This window comes from Chryseobacterium gilvum, from assembly GCF_025628965.1.
GTDB lineage: Bacteria > Bacteroidota > Bacteroidia > Flavobacteriales > Weeksellaceae > Chryseobacterium > Chryseobacterium gilvum.
This window is the reverse complement of sequence record NZ_JAOTEN010000003.1, coordinates 263244-280729: the sequence shown is the minus strand read 5'-3', so window position 1 is coordinate 280729 and position 17486 is coordinate 263244. Positions and strand designations below refer to the sequence as shown.

The window sequence follows — 17486 nt, the reverse complement described above, 5'->3', positions numbered from 1 at the left end:
TTTTGAAAAGGACTCTTAGTTTAAAATCTAATTATATACTTAATGTAATAAGAATGGGATCTGGTGCTGCTGTCGGTCTTCTTACCATGCCTTATATCAATAGAGTTTTGGGTCCAGAATATATTGGTAAAGTAGAATATATCAACACAATTATCAATTATTTTTTACTTTTTACCGCATTGGGAATCCCAATGTATGGTATAAGGGAAATTTCAAAAGTTAGAAATAAACCTGCAGTCAGGGCAAAGATTCTTACTGAATTATTAATTATACTGGGAGTGACCAGTATCATCTCTTATTTACTGCTTTTCGGGGTATTATATAATTTAAATTATTTTGCGAGCTATAGGGATATTATTCTTATTATGAGCTCTATGATATTTTTAACTAATATCGGAGCTGAATGGTATTTTCAGGGAGTTGAAGACCAATTATATATTACTCTGCGCTATGTGGGGGTAAGAATCTTGATGGTTATATTAATGTTTTTGTTTATTAAATCTTCAGACGATTCTGATATTTATGCTTTTTGTATAGTTCTTACAAGCTGCGGTGCAAACATTCTTAATTTTTACGTATTATCTAAGATTATTTATAGAGAACGGAAATCTATAAAACTCTTAAATGTTAGAAGGCATATTAAGCCTATATTGACAATGTTTATAGCAACAATTTCTGTTAGTATTTATCTCTATTTAGATTATCTGCTGATCGGAATGCTGGCGGACGACAAAAATATTGGATATTATTCTGTGGCCAACAGATTGGTTAGATTTGTAATTAGTTTTATTACCATTATTGGAGCCGTCATGTTACCCAGATTATCCTTTCTTTATAAAGAAGACAAAGAATTATACTTTGTATACCTTCATAAAAGTTTTACTTTTCTACTTTTAGCATCATTGCCATTTACAGTTTATTTTTTAGTTTTTGCAGAGCCTATTATAAATCTTATTGCAGGCAAGGGGTTTGAGTCATCTATATTAACCATGAGAATTATTTCTCCTCTGTGTATTATAGTAAGTATTGCTTATTTCATGGGTTTTTTAATATTATATCCTCAAAACAAAGAGAAAATATATACCTATGCTACTTTGATATCTGCGGTATTTAGTATTGCAGTTAACTTTTTCGCAATAAAGTATTATCAACAAAATGGCGCAGCGGTTGTTGGAGTTTTATCTGAATTATTAGCAATAATAATTATGTCTTTCTTTTTAAAAAAGAACTCAATGCTGCCAAAACTATTTTCCGGAAATTTTTATAAAATTATAACAGCTTCTTTTGCTATGCTGTTGGTTTCTATACCCCTAATTATATTTTTTCAGAAAGGAATATTGTACTTTGTGTTGATCTCTCTATGTTCTTGGGGCATTTACCTGTTAACATTAATTTTATTAAAAGAAAAAGAAACTTACCATATGTTGGGTAGATTGATAAAAACGGTGAAATAATAAGTTGTAGCGATAATAATAATGATTATAATCAAGACGAGATAACGATAAATTAGACATTTTAACTAATAAATATTAAAATACAAAAATGATATTATTACTTTTCATTTTATTTACAATAGTATCAATTTTTTTTATAATTGATACAAAAAATAAAGTAGTTAGTATAAGTATTATAATTGTATTGGCAATATTATTAATTCTTACTGCAGGCTTTAGAGATAAAGATATTGACAACGATTATTATATATATTTTGACAAGTGGAGAACAAATAATATGAAAGCCGATGTCGAATATTCTTTTATACTTATAAAAGATATCATCAAAAACCATTTTAACCTAAGCTTCATTTATTTATTATTAACGTATGCTACTTTAGGCGTTGTTGCAAAATTACACGGAATCAAAAAGTTAAGTCCTTTTTTATACGGGTCAATCTTAATCTATTTGAGTCATTACTATATTCTGCACGAAATCACACAAATTAGAATTGGTGTCGCAACAGGGTTTTTATTAATTTCTTTCTATTATAAATCAAAAAATGATTATGTGAATTTTTTTGTATTTATGATAATTGCTATCTTTTTTCATCAATCAAGCTCAATGGCACTTTTTCTGATTTTGGTAAATAATACGAAGAAAAATTTAAAGCCTTATCTTTTTTTGGTTCCTGCGGGGTATTTATTATATTTTTCAAATACTTATTTTAACTTATCTATACCGATCCCTTATTTTCAGAGTAAAATTGAAGTATATAAAGAAGCTACAGAGGCTGGCTTTATTGAAGATTCGACCATAAATGTATTTAATATTTTATTTTTATTGAGAATCGCTATTCTATATCTTCTGGTTTATTTTGAAGATCGAATAAGCATTCATTTGCCATCATTCTTTTTTTTAATAAAAACATACGCAATTTCTCTATTTACTTTTCTGTTTTTTTCAGATATTCCGGTTTTTGCATTTAGGATTCAAGAACTTTTCGGAGTGGTTGAAATCATACTTTTTCCATCAATCATCTTCATTTTCTCAGCACGCTTCATGTGGATTGGAAAATTGATAGTTTGGTGTTTAGCACTTGGATTATTGCTAATAGATATATATTATATAAAACTGGTATCAAGATGATAAATGTAGCCATATTATTATCCACTTACAATGGTGATCAGTTTCTAAAACAACAAATTAATTCCATTTTAGAACAATCATACACAAATTGGGATTTATATATTAGAGATGATAGCTCATCAGATAATACAGTGAAAATCATTGAAGAATATTCTATCAGATATCATAATATTCACTTCATTAAAGATTCTTACCGAAAAGGTGCATGCAAGTCATTTCTTTATTTGCTGGAAAATATAAATTCAGATTATTACATGTTTTGTGACCAGGATGATATTTGGTTACCGGAAAAGATTCAGATGTCAGTCAAAAAAATTCAGCAGGCAGAAGCTGCCAATTCAAATATTCCGATTTTAGTGCATACTGATCTGAAGGTGGTTGATCAGGAATTAACAGAAATTTATCCTTCATTTTGGAAATATTCAAAATTAAAACAGCAATTTTTATCTAAGTTTAATTATCTAGGAGTCTGCAATGGGGTTACAGGCTGCACGGTAATTATAAATAATAAAGCCAAAGAGGTTTCATTACCTTTAAAAAAAGAAGTTCCGATGCATGACTATTGGATTGCACTAAAAGTTGCCCAAATGGGTAAAATTATATATATTAATACCCCTACAATTTTATATAGACAACACAGTAAAAACGAGGTGGGGGCTAAGAAGACGAACAATGCTTACTTTATTTTACAACTGAAGAAAATTAAAAAAACCATTAACAATCAATTGCAGATGTATCAATTTTTAAAGGAAATTGAATATGGATCTTTGCTAAAGTTTTATTGGTATAAAATAACATATACAATTATTAGAAACATATGATTTCCGTTTGCATAGCTACTTATAATGGTGAAAAATATATAAGGCAACAGCTTGATTCGATCCTTATTCAGCTTGCCGATGATGATGAAATTATTATTTCAGATGATGGATCACTGGATAATACAATATCAGTTATACATAGTTTTAACGATACGAGAATTAAAATATATCATCATAAAAAAGAGAAGCAGAAATTTAGTTTCGTATATGTTGCGAAAAATTTTGAAAATGCTCTAAATAAAGCTAATGGAGAATATATTTTTTTAGCAGATCAAGATGACATTTGGCTTCCTACAAAGGTAGAAAATATGATCTCAGCTCTTAAAAATGCTGATTTAGTAATGTCTGATTGTAAAATTGTTGATGATTCATTAGAATTAATATCTTCTTCAAAGTTCACATTAGAAAATGTAAGAATTGGTTTTTACAGGAATATATATAAGTCTGGATACCTGGGATGTTGTATGGCATTTCGCCGAAAAATCCTAAAATATATTTTACCAATACCCGCAAATGTGCCACACGATTTATGGATTGGCCTTATAACCTCTGATATCGGGATATTTAAATTATTACATACTCCTGCAATTCTTTACAGAAGGCATGATAATAATGTATCTGCAACCAGTTCTTTATTGGTAGAAAAAAATAATAATCTTCCGAAAAATAATAATTCAATTTTATTCAAATTTTTATATAGATTTTATGTGATTAAAGCATATTGTCATATGAAAATGATAAATAAGTTCGGTTTATAGTTTTGCTTTATGAAAATTTTACACGCCATAACATTGGCAGATTTAGGAGGTGCACAAAGCGTATTGATTAATATTTGTAATAATGCTGCTCTGGAAGGGCATGATGTTTATGTTGTGTCTGAAGCAAATGGCCCAATGTGGAAACAGCTGGATAAAAACATAACACAGATAAAAATTCCTCAGCTTCAGAGAGAAATAAACATAAAAAAAGATTTTTCGACCCTAATTGCGTTACGGAAAATATATAAAAAAATAAAGCCGGATGTTGTTCATCTGCATTCTTCAAAAATAGGTGTTCTCGGAAGATTGGCATTTCCTGTACACAAAATCATATACACCGTTCATGGTTTTGATTCAGTGAGAATTGCAAATAGAAAATTTCTTGTATTAGAAAAGCTACTTAAGAATAAAGCTAAATTTATCGTTGCTGTCAGCAAATACGATAGAGAAAAGTTAGCATTGGAAGGCATTCGTAAAAATGTTAAAATGATATATAATGGTATAAATGATGCAGATCTTCATATATTGCCTTTCGATTTAACATCAGAATATTTAAAAAATATTCACGATAAACATATTGTCGTTATGACAATTGCCAGATTAAGTCCCCCAAAAAGATATGATCTCTTCTGTAGCTTAGCAGCACATTTTGTGCACGATGAAAGATTCCATTTCATATGGATAGGGAATAAACAGGGAAAAGGGGATAATTCACAGAATATTACAATGATGGGAGAATTAATTAATGCTTCTGCCTATTTAAAATATGCGCATCTTTTCTTGTTACCTAGTAATTATGAAGGTTTGCCTATCTCTATACTTGAGGCAATGTGTTGTGAAATTCCTGTAATAGCATCGAATGTAGGAGGTATTTCGGAAATTCTTAATAATAAAAATGGTTTTGCTGTCGAAAATGAGGTTAAAGAATTTGAAGAAGCAATTAGAAAAATAATGGTTAATAAAGAAACATATAAAACTTATAGTGAAGAAGCAAGATTAAAATATGAAAAAGAATTTACTATTTCAAAAATGTATGAAAAATACATAGATTTGTATAAACAGTGTTAAATTACATCATAATTTAGTAGTTTATCTTTATACAAGAAATGAAAATTATTTAGTTATTTCTCATAATTAAATAATTTTTTTTCAAAAAAATATGCTTAGGTCTCTACTATTACTGATAATGTTTTTTAATGATTAAATAATGTTTTTTTACTGTATGTAGTTTTACAGTATTTCATATATTTGTGCAGATTATTTTTATCTATGAAAGACTAGAGAATATGATATGATGAAAAATTACTTTAATCTTTCAAATAACGAAAGATATTTATTTATTAATGTTAGCAGTATTTCTGAAAAAATTTTTACAGAGGAAAACTTTAGTAAATCTCGTAAATCTGTATTTTTCAGTTCAGATAAAGACCATAGAACAATTTCAGAATATATCAAGAAATTTAATGTTAAGACTATAGTTATTGAAACCTCAGATCTAAATTATTTGCCTGAAAAACTTACAGGTGAGATTGTTGAAGCAAAATTAAAAGGAGTAAAAGTATTTGAAATTCACGAATTTTATGAAAAAATCAACGGCAGAATCCCATTAGTAAAACTTAATTCGCACGAATATTTGGCAGATGATGTATTTTCAATAGGATTAGACCAGTTTGATTTTGTTTTCAAGAGAATTGTGGATGTGTTAATATCGTTAATTCTTCTTCCTTTTGCCTTACTTATTATTTTATTGGGCTGTATCCTTGTTTTTATTAGCTCTCCCGGCAATGTTTTTTTTACCCAGGAAAGAGTTGGGAAAAACTCAAAAACATTTAAAATCTATAAGCTAAGGACAATGACTAAAAAGCATAATGGCAGCTATACGAAAGATAAGGATGACAGACTTTTTCCGGTAGGAAAGTTTTTAAGAAAAACAAAAATTGATGAACTCCCGCAGCTGTTTAATGTTTTAAGTGGCGATATGAGTATTATTGGACCTCGGCCTGAACGTCCAAAATACGTTAAAGAATCTATTGATGAAAATTCTTATTTTGACCTAAGGCATCTTGTAAAACCAGGTGTAACAGGATGGGCTCAAGTTAATCTTCCAAAAGCAACTCCTAAAGATAATCTGGAAAAATTAGAATATGATTTATTTTATATTAAAAATTATTCTTTAGTTTTAGATTTTAAAATACTGCTAAGAACAATAAGTGTTGTCCTTACACTCAACAGTAATTAACATAATGAGAAAGGGTTTTACATTAATCATATTTCTTTTTATTTCTTTTTTTTGTTTTGGACAAAAAATCCCAATTCTTGGATTTATCGGAATTCCGGAAACAGATGCGACTGCCAAAAATTATAAAATAATGCAAGAAGCAGGATTTTCTTTAAGTTTAATGACGTTTTCTAATCATGCTAATGCAATGAAAGCATTAAATGCAGCAAAGCAAACCGGCATTAAATTAATACTTTCTTATCCTGAATTATATTCGGAACCACAAAAAGCGGTTCCAGAGATAAAAAATCATTCTTCATTAGAAGGTTACTATATGGGAGATGAACCACCACCCACAGACTTCCCGGATTATATTAAATTCGTTGAAAAAATAAAAAAATATGATCAGTCACACTTTTTTTACGCAAACCTTTTTCCAAACTATGTCTTACCACAAAATATAGGAAATCTATCATATAATAAATATATCTCAAAAGCAGTGAGCGATCTGCCTATATCATTTATTTCTTTCGATCATTATCCCTTAATCAAGAATAAAGTCAGAGAAAATTTTTACGAAAATTTAGAACTCATTCGTAGGGAATCTAAGCTTACTAACAAGCCCTTTTGGGGATTTGCCTGTACAACAATTCATTTTGATTATCTAAAGCCTGAAATATCCGGAATTAAATTACAACATTTTGCAAATTTACTTTATGGAGCTCAGGGATTACAATATTTCACTTATTGGACCATGAAATCTGATATCACCTGGAAGAAAGATAACTATTCATACGCCATTGTGGATGATCAGGGAAACCCGACCCCCACTTATAATGTGGTTAAAACCGTTAATCAGCAGATCCAGAGACTGGCTTGGATATTTGCGGGTGCAAAATCTGAAGAAATTTATCATACGGGAAATGAAATTCCGCGAGGAACAAAAAAATTAAATTCAATACCAAAAGGATTTAAATTTTTTTCTACATTCGGTAAAAATGCTTTGGTCTCATTGATGTCAAATGGAAATAAAAGGTTTGTAATCATCCAAAATAAATCGTTAGATGAAAATTTAGATTTTAAGTATCAATTGCAGTTTTCTATGAAAAAAGTAAATAACAATACCGGAAAATTACTAGCAGTTTCTACCCTGAAAAAATATAATGATACCATCTTACCCGGAGATATTCTCATATTTACGTACGATCAATAAAATCAATATAAATTTATAATAAGATTTATGAAAATAAAAGAAACTCCGTTAAAAGACTGTTACATCGTAGAGCCTACAGTTTTTGAAGATGATAGAGGATATTTTTTTGAAAAATTCAACGAAAAAGTATTTGAAGAACTTACCGGGATGAACGGTCATTTTGTGCAGGATAATGTTTCAAAATCTTCTTATGGGGTATTAAGAGGATTGCATTTGCAGAAAGGTGATCACGCGCAGGCCAAACTGGTTTCCTGCTTAGAAGGTAAAGTTTGGGATGTAGCGGTAGATCTTCGTGAAGATTCCCCCACATTCGGAAAATGGTTTGGAATAGAGCTTACCGGAGAGAATAAAATTCAACTCTATATTCCAAGAGGTTTTGGGCATGGTTTTTCCGTCCTTAGCGAAAATGCAATATTTGCATACAAATGTGATAACTTTTATCATAAAGATTCTGAAGGAAGCGTACGGTATAATGATAATGACCTTAAAATAGATTGGAAGCTGAACGAAAATGATATTATTCTTTCAGAAAAAGATCAGACGGCACCTTTGTTAAAAGAGAAGAATTATTAATCTCATAGATAAAGCCACTTACTTATAGTGGTTTTTTAATTATTATAACCTCTCTTAATATTTGTATCTTTGCACACTCAAAATAAAAAGATGCGCACAAAATCTGTAGGTAAAAAGAAAATCAATATTGTAACACTTGGATGCTCCAAAAATGTTTATGACTCAGAAGTATTAATGAGCCAGCTGAAAGCCAATGGTAAAGAAGTGGTGCATGAGGATAAAGGAGATATAGTAGTGATCAATACCTGCGGATTTATTGATAACGCCAAAGAAGAATCTATTAATACCATTTTAGATTATGTAGAGGCAAAAAATAGAGGTGAAGTAGAAAAAGTTTTTGTAACCGGATGTTTGTCAGAAAGATACAAGCCGGATTTGATTAAAGAAATTCCTGATGTTGATCAATATTTCGGAACAAGAGATTTACCGATTTTGTTAAAGCATTTAGGGGCAGATTATAAGCATGAATTGGTGGGTGAGAGATTGACAACTACACCAAAACACTATGCATACCTCAAAATTTCGGAAGGTTGTGACAGGCCTTGTTCTTTTTGTGCAATACCACTGATGCGTGGAGGACATATTTCTACACCGATCGAAAAATTAGTCAGAGAAGCGCAGAAACTCGCTAAAGTTGGCGTTAAAGAATTAATTTTAATTGCTCAGGATCTTACCTATTACGGACTTGATATTTATAAGAAACGAGCTTTAGGAGAACTTCTAAACGAATTGGTAAAAGTAGAAGGAATTGAATGGATTCGTCTGCATTATGCATTTCCAAGCGGTTTCCCGGAAGATGTGTTGGATATTATACGCGAAGAGCCTAAAGTGTGTAATTATATTGATATTCCGCTGCAGCACATCAATTCAGATTTGCTGAAATCTATGAAAAGAGGAACTACTCACGAAAAAACAGATGCCTTGTTATCAAAATTCCGTGAAAAAGTTCCTGATATGGCGATAAGGACTACTCTAATTGTAGGCTATCCGGGAGAAACGGAAGAAAGATTCCAGGAACTTAAAGACTGGGTAAGAGAACAGAAATTTGACAGATTAGGATGCTTTACCTATTCTCATGAAGAAAATACAGGAGCTTATGTTTTAGAAGACGATATTCCACAGGAAGTAAAAGAAGCTCGTGTTGAAGAAATTATGGAATTGCAGTCACAGATTTCATGGGAAAAAAACCAACAGAAAATTGGTCAGATTTACAAATGCATTTTCGACAGAAAAGAAGGGAATTACTTTGTAGGAAGAACAGAATATGATTCGCCTGATGTAGACAATACCGTTCTCGTATCAGCAGAAAACACCTATATATCTATTGGTGAATTTGCTTTGGTAAAAATTACTTCCGCAGAAGAATTTGATTTGTATGGTGAATTAATATAAACCATCATTTTTTAATATAGATTAAAACAACAGTTATTCATATAATTGTTGTTTTTTTTTGAATTTATAATTAACTGATAATCAATGATGTTTTTATTAAGATATATGACGAACGGATAAATATAGTTAATAACGTTAACATATTACGTTAATTTTTAACGTTCTTTAACACACACCTCTAATTTCCCTATTCATAGTAACTTACAAGCTTATTTATATTTTATTTAAGTTTTTGTTAACAGTATTTAACATTTGGAATAGGTGAGTAAAAAGTTTCCGTATACTTTTGCCTCGTCAAACAAATAAAGTTCAACATGATGAAAAGATTCATTCTCGTAATCATAATGATGATTTCAACACTAGGTGTTTATTCTTTCAAGAATAATACCGAAGATGCGAAGAAAACAAGTTATGCATCGTACTACCACGATAAGTTTAATGGTAGAAAAACAGCAAGCGGAGAGGTATTTAGCAATTCTAAATTTACTGCCGCAAACAGAACGCTTCCTTTTGGTACTGAAATTAGAGTAACCAATCTGAACAATGGAAAACAGGTGATCGTAACAATTAATGATAGAGGTCCTTTCCATTCATCAAGAGCATTAGATATGTCTAAAGCCGCGTTCGACGAAATCGACGGAACTGCAAAAGGCACGATTCCCGTAGAATATGAAATTGTCAATTAACGTATGATTTAAATTCATAAAAGCCAGCTGATTCAGCTGGCTTTTTATTTTAGATGGTAATTTCTACCAATGCAGGACAATGATCAGAATGCATCGCTTCTTTTAAAATGACCGCTCTCGAAAGCCGGTCTTTTAAACTGTAGGAAGTAAAATTATAGTCCAGCCTCCATCCTTTATTGTTAGCTCTCGAATTTTGCCTGTAACTCCACCACGTATAATTGTCTGGTTGGTCGTTGAAAAACCTGAAGCTGTCTATTAGTTCACACTCTTCAATAAAGTTCGTCAACCATTCTCTTTCCATAGGCAGGAATCCGGATGTATTTTTCAGGCCAACCGGATTATGAATATCAATTGCTTGGTGACAGATATTGAAATCCCCAGAAATAATAAGATTTGGAATTTCTTTTTTTAAATTTTTAATATATGCCAAAAAATCATGGCAGAACTGCATTTTAAATTCCAGTCTTTCAATATTGGATGCTGAAGGAACATACACCGAGATTACAGAAAACGCATCAAAATCTGCGCGGATAACCCTGCCCTCATTGTCATAGCTTTCGATTCCGCAGCCGTATTCTACATGATTGGGTTTTATCTTTGTAGCAATTCCTACACCACTATACCCTTTACGTACTGCCGAATGCCAGTAACTGTAATATCCGGCGTTTTCGAGACTTTTAATATCGATCTGATCATTTCCTGCTTTGCTTTCCTGAATGCAGATAATGTCGGGATCGGCTGTATTTAGCCAGCCCAAGAAGTCCTTTGTAAAAGCTGCCCTTATTCCGTTAACATTATAAGTAATTAATTTCATGATAAAATGTAAAGTTCAAATATTTGGAGTTTGTAAAAATACATTCAAAAATATCTTATTCAAAATAAAAAGATATGGGGCGGAAAAATCTACGATTTTTCCGCCCCATGTCATAATATATTATCGTAAAAGCTATTTTGGCTCCAAGATACTGATCGGTATAATACATTCTTCTAAAGAAATCCCTCCATGCTGGTAAGTTTCTTTATAATAATTTACAAAATGATTGTAATTTTTAGGATATGCTAAAAATGTATTATTCTTGGCGAAGATGTATTTTGAGCTTAAATTGCCTTTCGGTAAAAATATCTTTTCAGGATTAGTAACTGCCCACACATCACTGCTGTCGTAGGTTAAGCTTTTTCCTGTTTTATAGCGGATGTTGGTAGAAGTTTCCCGATCTCCTACAACACGGCTCGGTTTTTTTACATAAACGGTTCCGTGATCTGTAGTAATCACAAGTTTAAATCCGCTTTCTGCAGCCAGCTTGATGATTTTTATTAAAGATGAATTTTCAAACCAGTTCAAGGTAAGAGAACGGAACGTTTTATCATCTCTGATCAATTGATCTACAATATGATTATCGGTTTTCGCATGAGAAAGAATATCGATAAAATTGTAAACAATTACCAATAGATCGTTATTCTTATGCTGGTTAAAATCTTCGTAGATTTTCTTTTCAAAATCAGCATTCAGAATTTTAAGATATTTCATTGATTTTGAACTTAACCCGATTCTTTTCATTTGGTCTTCTAAAAAATCACGCTCATATTCATTCTTGTTGCCGTCTTCATTATCATTAAACCATTTATCCGGGAAACGTTTCTCAATTTCAGATGGGAGCAAACCTGCAAAAAAAGAATTTCTTGCATATTGGGTTGCAGTGGGAAGAATACTGTAATAGTAATCTTCAGATACCTTATTGTAATATTTGGTGAAAAGAGGTTCGATTACTTTCCATTGATCGTATCGTAAGTTGTCTACCATTAAGAGAAGAACCTTGTCTTTTTCTACCTCAGCTTTTATTTTATCTTTAAATAAAGTATGGCTCATCATGGGTTTGTCTGCGCCATTCAACCATTCTTCGTAATTATTTTCTATAAACTTGGCAAACTGAATATTGGCTTCTTCCTTTTGTGACAACAGGAGATCTGCAAACTCATTATCGGCAACTTTATCAAATTTAATCTCCCAGTTCAGTATTTTTTTATAGTATTCTGCCCAATCCTGATACGTTCTCATATAAGAAAGTTCCATAGAGAGGTTTCTGAATTCCTGCTGATACTGTAAAATAGTTTTTTGCTCTACCAGATTGTCTTCCTGCAGATTTTTCTTTAATGAAAGCAGAATCTGGTTAGGATTCACAGGTTTTAAAATATAATCGGCAATTTGGGAACCGATTGCTTCTTCCATAATGTGTTCCTCTTCACTCTTGGTTACCATTACAATCTTTAAGGAGCTGTCTTTCTCTTTAATCATAGGAATGGCTTCAAGTCCGGAAATTCCGGGCATATTCTCATCAATAAGCGTTAAAGCAAATTTTTCAGAATCCATCAGTTCCAAAGCCTCATTTACGTTATTTACAGGCGTTATGTGATAGCCTTTCTTCTCCAAAAATACGATATGGGGTTTAAGTAAATCTATTTCATCATCAATCCATAATATCTTTTCCGACATAAATTTTATTTTTTTTCTGTTATTAATGTATCAAAACTGTAACCAAAAGCTTTTTATGAAAGCCAAATTAATCCCCGGAAAGGTTAAATGTAAGTTAAAGGTTTTGAGTTGTTGTGTTTACGCAAATTAAAGCATGAAGATACGGTAAAAACACGGGATTGTAGTGAAGATTAAGGAATAATAATTTGTAATATTTCTGGTGTTAGTTTTAAAAACTTAATTTTGCAGGCACCACAGTATATTTATATGCAAAATAAGTTAAAAATAATCAATGATCCTGTTCATGGATTCATCAGAATTCCTCACGAAATTTTATTTGATATCATAGAACACCGGTATTTTCAAAGATTGAGAAGAATCTCGCAAACCGGTCTTTTAAATTTAATTTTTCCCGGTGCTACCCACACAAGATTCCATCATGCTTTAGGAGCAATGCATCTCATGTTTACCGCTTTGGAAACCTTAAAACAGAAAGGGGTTCAGATTTCTGAAGAGGAAGAAAAAGGGGCCATGTTGGCCATTTTGATGCATGATATTGGACATGGGCCATTTTCTCATGCTTTAGAAAATATGCTGATGGATGATTGGCATCACGAAACGCTCTCGTTATTATTAATGAATAAATTAAATGAGGAGTTTGATGGTCACTTATCGGTAGCGATAGAAATGTTCCAGGGAAAATATCACCGGAAATTTTTCAATCAGCTGATCACTTCCCAGCTGGATGTCGACCGTTTGGATTATTTGAAAAGAGATAGCTTTTTTACCGGGGTTTCAGAGGGTAATGTCAATACGCAGAGAATAATTTCAATGATGAATGTTTGTGAAGACGAACTGGTAATTGACGCAAAAGGAGTTTATTCTATTGAAAATTTCTTAACGGCAAGAATGTTTATGTATTGGCAGGTGTATTATCACAAAACTTCAGCGTTGGCAGAATTTATTTTAGTTAAAATTTTAGCAAGAGCAAAATACTTAGTCTCTCAGGGAATAGATTTGCCGGCTGCGGAAAATCTAAAATATTTTCTCAACAGAGGGAAAAGCCAGGCTACAGCCGAAGATATCGAGCGATTTACACAGATTGATGACAACGATATCATACAGGCGATGAAACTTTGGCAGAATTCTGATGATTTTATCCTTTCCTATTGGTGTCAGTGCGTTATTAAGCGTGACCTTCCGAAAACAATCATTTCGTCACAACCTTTTGATCAGAAATTTATTGATGAAAAGATAAAAAATACCAACGAATTTTTTGGAATTAATAATGCGCATGAGCTCGTATATGAAATTGAAAGAAGCCTGCTGCCTTATAATACAGATAAACAGCCAATCTATCTCCTGCAGAAAAATGGGAAAGTTTTGCGGTTAGAAGAATCGGAAGATCAGCTTTTATCAGGGTTAATTGCCCATAAGACAACACGCTACATCCTTACATTCCCCAGACAGCAATAATGATTTATTGCTAAAATTATAAAAATCAACATTCCTTAAACTAAAAAATGTTTGCGAATAACAGAATTTCTTATCTTTGCAGGATATGGAATTCACAGCTTCGCAAATTGCGAGTTTTATTGACGGAAAAATTATAGGCGACGGAAACGCGCTTATAAACGGAGTTTCACCTATTGAAAACGGAGAACCGGGGCATCTTTCTTTTATTGCTCAGGAACGTTTTTCGCATCATTTGGATACTTCAAAATGTTCCGTTCTTATTGTTTCAGAAGATATTTTAAACAGAGATAGCTATAATCAAACCATTATTGCAGTAAAAGATGCTTATCTTTCTTTTCAGGTGTTGATGAATCTATATCAGGAAATGCAAGGGAAAAAAAATGGAATTGAGGATGGTGCTTCCATACATGATACTGCCACAATTGCAGAAAACGTTTATGTAGGGGCATTTACCTATATTTCTGAAAAAGCAAAAATTGGTGAAAATTCCCAGATTTATCCTCAGGTTTATATCGGAAAGGGTGTAAAAATAGGTAAAAACTGTAAAATTGATAGCGGAGCCAGAATTTATGACTATTGTATTATTGGTGATAATTGTATCATACATTCTAATACTGTGATCGGAGGAGACGGTTTTGGTTTTCAGCCCACACCGGATGGATTCAAAAAAATACCCCAACTTGGAAATGTAATCATCGAAGATGATGTTGAAATTGGATCTAACTGCAGTATTGACAGAGCAACCATTGGCTCAACCATTATCGGTAAAGGCACTAAGATAGATAATCTGATTCAGATTGCCCATAATGTGAAAATAGGACAGAATAATGTCATTGCTTCACAGACAGGTATTGCAGGATCTACTACAATAGGCAGCTGGAACCAGATCGGAGGTCAGGTAGGCATTGTAGGCCATATTAAAATAGGAAATCAGGTTAAGATTCAGGCGCAAAGTGGTGTAAATTCTAGTGTAGATGATAGAGAAACAGTCTATGGTTCTCCAGCTATTCCTTATAATGATTACCTTAGAAGCTACGTTCATTTCAGGAATTTACCTGAAATCGTAAAAAAAATAAATAATCTTGAGAATAACTCAAAAGATCATACTAATGAGTGATATGCAAAAAACACTTCAGGAAGCCGTAACGCTTTCCGGAATTGGCCTTCATACTGGTAAAGAAGTAAAATTAACCATCAAGCCTGCAAAAGAAAATACAGGTTTTATTTTCGTAAGAACTGATTTGGAGGGGCATCCTCAGGTTGAAGCAGATGTCAATTATGTCATCGCTACAGAAAGAGGGACTACATTAGAAAAACTGGGGGTCAAAATCAATACCTGCGAACATCTTTTAGCGGCATTGGTAGGATGTGATATCGATAATGCATTCCTTGAGATGGATGCTTCAGAACCGCCTATTATGGATGGTTCTTCAAAATTCTTTGTAGAAGCAATCGAATCTGTGGGCGTTATAGAACAAAATATCGCCAGAGAATATTTGGTTATTAAAGATGTTCTAAGCTATAATGATCCCGCAACAGGTTCAGAAATTACCATTATCCCTTCCGATAATTACGAAATTACTACGATGGTAGACTTCGGCACCAAAGTTTTGGGAACGCAAAATGCCACGCTTAAAAATATTTCAGAATTTAAAGAAGAAATATCATCAGCCAGAACATTCAGCTTTTTACATGAATTGGAAATGCTTCTTGATCATGGCCTGATTAAAGGAGGAGATATCTCCAATGCAATTGTGTATGTAGATAAAGATCTGACTCCGGAGACAACCGAAAAACTAAAAAAAGCATTTGGTAAAGATCATGTTGCTATAAGACCCAACGGAATTTTGGATAATCTTACCTTAAACTATCCCAACGAGGCCGCGAGACACAAATTATTAGATGTAATTGGTGATTTAGCGTTGGCTGGAGTTAAAATAAAAGGTAAAATCATTGCCAATAAGCCTGGACATTTTGTAAACACCCAGTTTGCAAAAAAGCTCAATCGTCAGTGGAAATTACAGAAGAAAAAAAATGTGCCGGATTTTGATCTGACCAAAGAACCGGTTTTTGATATCAACGGTATTATGAAGCTTATGCCTCACAGGCCACCGTTTTTATTGATTGATAAAATTCTTGAATTGTCAGATTCTCATGTAGTCGGGTTGAAGAATGTCACCATGAATGAACCTTTCTTTGTGGGACATTTTCCTAAAGAACCTGTAATGCCCGGAGTTTTACAGGTAGAAGCTTTGGCACAGACAGGGGGAATCCTGGTTTTGGCAAGTGTTCCGGATCCTGAAAACTATTCTACGTACTTTATCAAAATAGATAAGGTAAAGTTTAAAAGAAAAGTAGTTCCGGGAGACACCATGATTTTTAAAATTGAATTAATTGAGCCGATAAGAAGAGGGATCGTTCACATGCAAGGATACGGGTATGTAGGCGATACGGTAGCTGTGGAAGCAGAACTGATGGCTCAGGTTGCAAAAAATAAAGTTGATTAAATGATTCATCAATTGGCTGCCGTTGACAAACGCGCAAAAATCAGCAAAAATGTAATTGTAGAACCATTTACAACCATTGCAGGTGATGTGGAAATCGGGGAAGGTACCTGGATCGGATCAAACGTGACCATCATGGATGGTGCTAGAATTGGTAAAAACTGCAGAATTTTTCCGGGAACTGTAATTTCCGCCATTCCTCAGGATTTAAAATTCGATGGGGAAGATACCCAAACCATCATCGGCGACGAGACCACAATCAGAGAATGTGTTACCGTCAATCGGGGGACCAAAGCACTGGGTTTTACCAAAATAGGAACCAATTGCCTGATTATGGCAACTTCACATATCGCTCACGATTGCATTATTGGTGATCATGTCATTATTGTAAACGGTTGTGGTATTGCAGGACATGTAGAAATTGGCGATTATACCGTAATGGGAGGCCTCAGTGCCGTTCATCAGTTTGGGAAAATCGGGAAACACGTCATGATTTCGGGAGGTACTTTGGTAAGAAAAGATATCCCGCCTTATGTAAAAGTAGCAAGAGAACCGATGGCGTATGCAGGGATCAACTCCGTAGGTTTAAGAAGAAGAGGATTTACCAACGAAAAGATTTTTGAAATCCAGAAAATATACAGAGCCATTTTTCAGATGAAAATGAACGTCTCTCAAGCCGTCTCCCACATCGAAAAAGAAATGCTTTCTACCGCAGAAAGAGATGAAATTCTACAATTTATCCAGAATTCTCCAAGAGGGATTGTAAAAGGATACGGAACAGGAAAAGAATAA

16 protein-coding genes are annotated in these 17486 nt (G+C 32.8%); 14 read left to right on the top strand and 2 right to left on the bottom strand.

The genetic code is table 11. From position 1 onward, the window contains the following. Positions 1–53 precede the first annotated feature (53 nt). From N0B16_RS11555 to N0B16_RS11510, 10 genes are all read left to right on the top strand, one after another. Positions 54–1454: a flippase gene (locus N0B16_RS11555; RefSeq protein ID WP_262991098.1), complete on the top strand. Its 1401-nt coding sequence runs from the start codon at positions 54–56 to the stop codon at positions 1452–1454. 88 nt (positions 1455–1542) lie between these two features. Next, a complete protein-coding gene (locus N0B16_RS11550) occupies positions 1543–2583 on the top strand; it encodes an EpsG family protein (RefSeq protein WP_262991097.1) in 1041 nt (346 codons plus the stop codon). After that, entirely contained in the window at positions 2580–3404 is an 825-nt protein-coding gene (locus tag N0B16_RS11545; protein WP_262991096.1) for a glycosyltransferase family 2 protein, read from the top strand. The genes N0B16_RS11550 and N0B16_RS11545 overlap by 4 nt, the downstream gene beginning before the upstream one ends. Next, positions 3401–4162: a glycosyltransferase gene (locus N0B16_RS11540; protein WP_262991095.1), complete on the top strand. Its 762-nt coding sequence runs from the start codon at positions 3401–3403 to the stop codon at positions 4160–4162. Before N0B16_RS11545 ends, N0B16_RS11540 begins: the two co-directional genes overlap by 4 nt. A 9-nt stretch (positions 4163–4171) precedes the next feature. Next, positions 4172–5230, top strand: a complete 1059-nt coding sequence (locus tag N0B16_RS11535; RefSeq protein ID WP_262991094.1) for a glycosyltransferase — start codon at positions 4172–4174, stop codon at positions 5228–5230. A gap of 223 nt (positions 5231–5453) precedes the next feature. After that, positions 5454–6401 (top strand): sugar transferase, encoded by a 948-nt coding sequence (locus tag N0B16_RS11530; protein WP_262991093.1) that lies wholly within the window; start codon positions 5454–5456, stop codon positions 6399–6401. 130 nt (positions 6402–6531) lie between these two features. Continuing rightward, a complete protein-coding gene (locus tag N0B16_RS11525; protein ID WP_262991092.1) occupies positions 6532–7593 on the top strand; it encodes a hypothetical protein in 1062 nt (353 codons plus the stop codon). A gap of 27 nt (positions 7594–7620) precedes the next feature. Further along, on the top strand, positions 7621–8166 hold the full coding sequence (gene rfbC, locus N0B16_RS11520; RefSeq protein ID WP_262991091.1) for a dTDP-4-dehydrorhamnose 3,5-epimerase: 546 nt from the start codon (positions 7621–7623) through the stop codon (positions 8164–8166). Between the two features lie 90 nt (positions 8167–8256). Next, on the top strand, positions 8257–9558 hold the full coding sequence (gene rimO / locus N0B16_RS11515) for a 30S ribosomal protein S12 methylthiotransferase RimO (RefSeq protein WP_262991090.1): 1302 nt from the start codon (positions 8257–8259) through the stop codon (positions 9556–9558). Positions 9559–9872: 314 nt separating this feature from the next. Then, on the top strand, positions 9873–10244 hold the full coding sequence (locus tag N0B16_RS11510) for a septal ring lytic transglycosylase RlpA family protein (RefSeq protein WP_262991089.1): 372 nt from the start codon (positions 9873–9875) through the stop codon (positions 10242–10244). Positions 10245–10293: 49 nt separating this feature from the next. Here the strand turns inward: N0B16_RS11510 and N0B16_RS11505 are convergent, their stop codons facing one another. Further along, positions 10294–11058, bottom strand: coding sequence for an exodeoxyribonuclease III (locus N0B16_RS11505; protein ID WP_262991088.1), 765 nt, complete (start codon positions 11056–11058; stop codon positions 10294–10296). A gap of 132 nt (positions 11059–11190) precedes the next feature. Beyond that, a complete protein-coding gene (gene porX / locus N0B16_RS11500) occupies positions 11191–12735 on the bottom strand; it encodes a T9SS response regulator signal transducer PorX (protein WP_262991087.1) in 1545 nt (514 codons plus the stop codon). A 246-nt stretch (positions 12736–12981) separates the two neighbouring features. Between porX and N0B16_RS11495 the strand changes: the two genes are divergently transcribed. The 4 genes from N0B16_RS11495 (at position 12982) to lpxA (ending at position 17486) form a co-directional block, all read left to right on the top strand. After that, a complete protein-coding gene (locus tag N0B16_RS11495; RefSeq protein ID WP_262991086.1) occupies positions 12982–14190 on the top strand; it encodes an HD domain-containing protein in 1209 nt (402 codons plus the stop codon). An 85-nt stretch (positions 14191–14275) separates the two neighbouring features. Beyond that, positions 14276–15307: a UDP-3-O-(3-hydroxymyristoyl)glucosamine N-acyltransferase gene (gene lpxD / locus N0B16_RS11490; protein WP_262991085.1), complete on the top strand. Its 1032-nt coding sequence runs from the start codon at positions 14276–14278 to the stop codon at positions 15305–15307. Further along, positions 15300–16697, top strand: a complete 1398-nt coding sequence (locus tag N0B16_RS11485) for a bifunctional UDP-3-O-[3-hydroxymyristoyl] N-acetylglucosamine deacetylase/3-hydroxyacyl-ACP dehydratase (protein WP_262991084.1) — start codon at positions 15300–15302, stop codon at positions 16695–16697. The genes lpxD and N0B16_RS11485 overlap by 8 nt, the downstream gene beginning before the upstream one ends. Next, a complete protein-coding gene (gene lpxA / locus N0B16_RS11480) occupies positions 16698–17486 on the top strand; it encodes an acyl-ACP--UDP-N-acetylglucosamine O-acyltransferase (RefSeq protein ID WP_262991083.1) in 789 nt (262 codons plus the stop codon).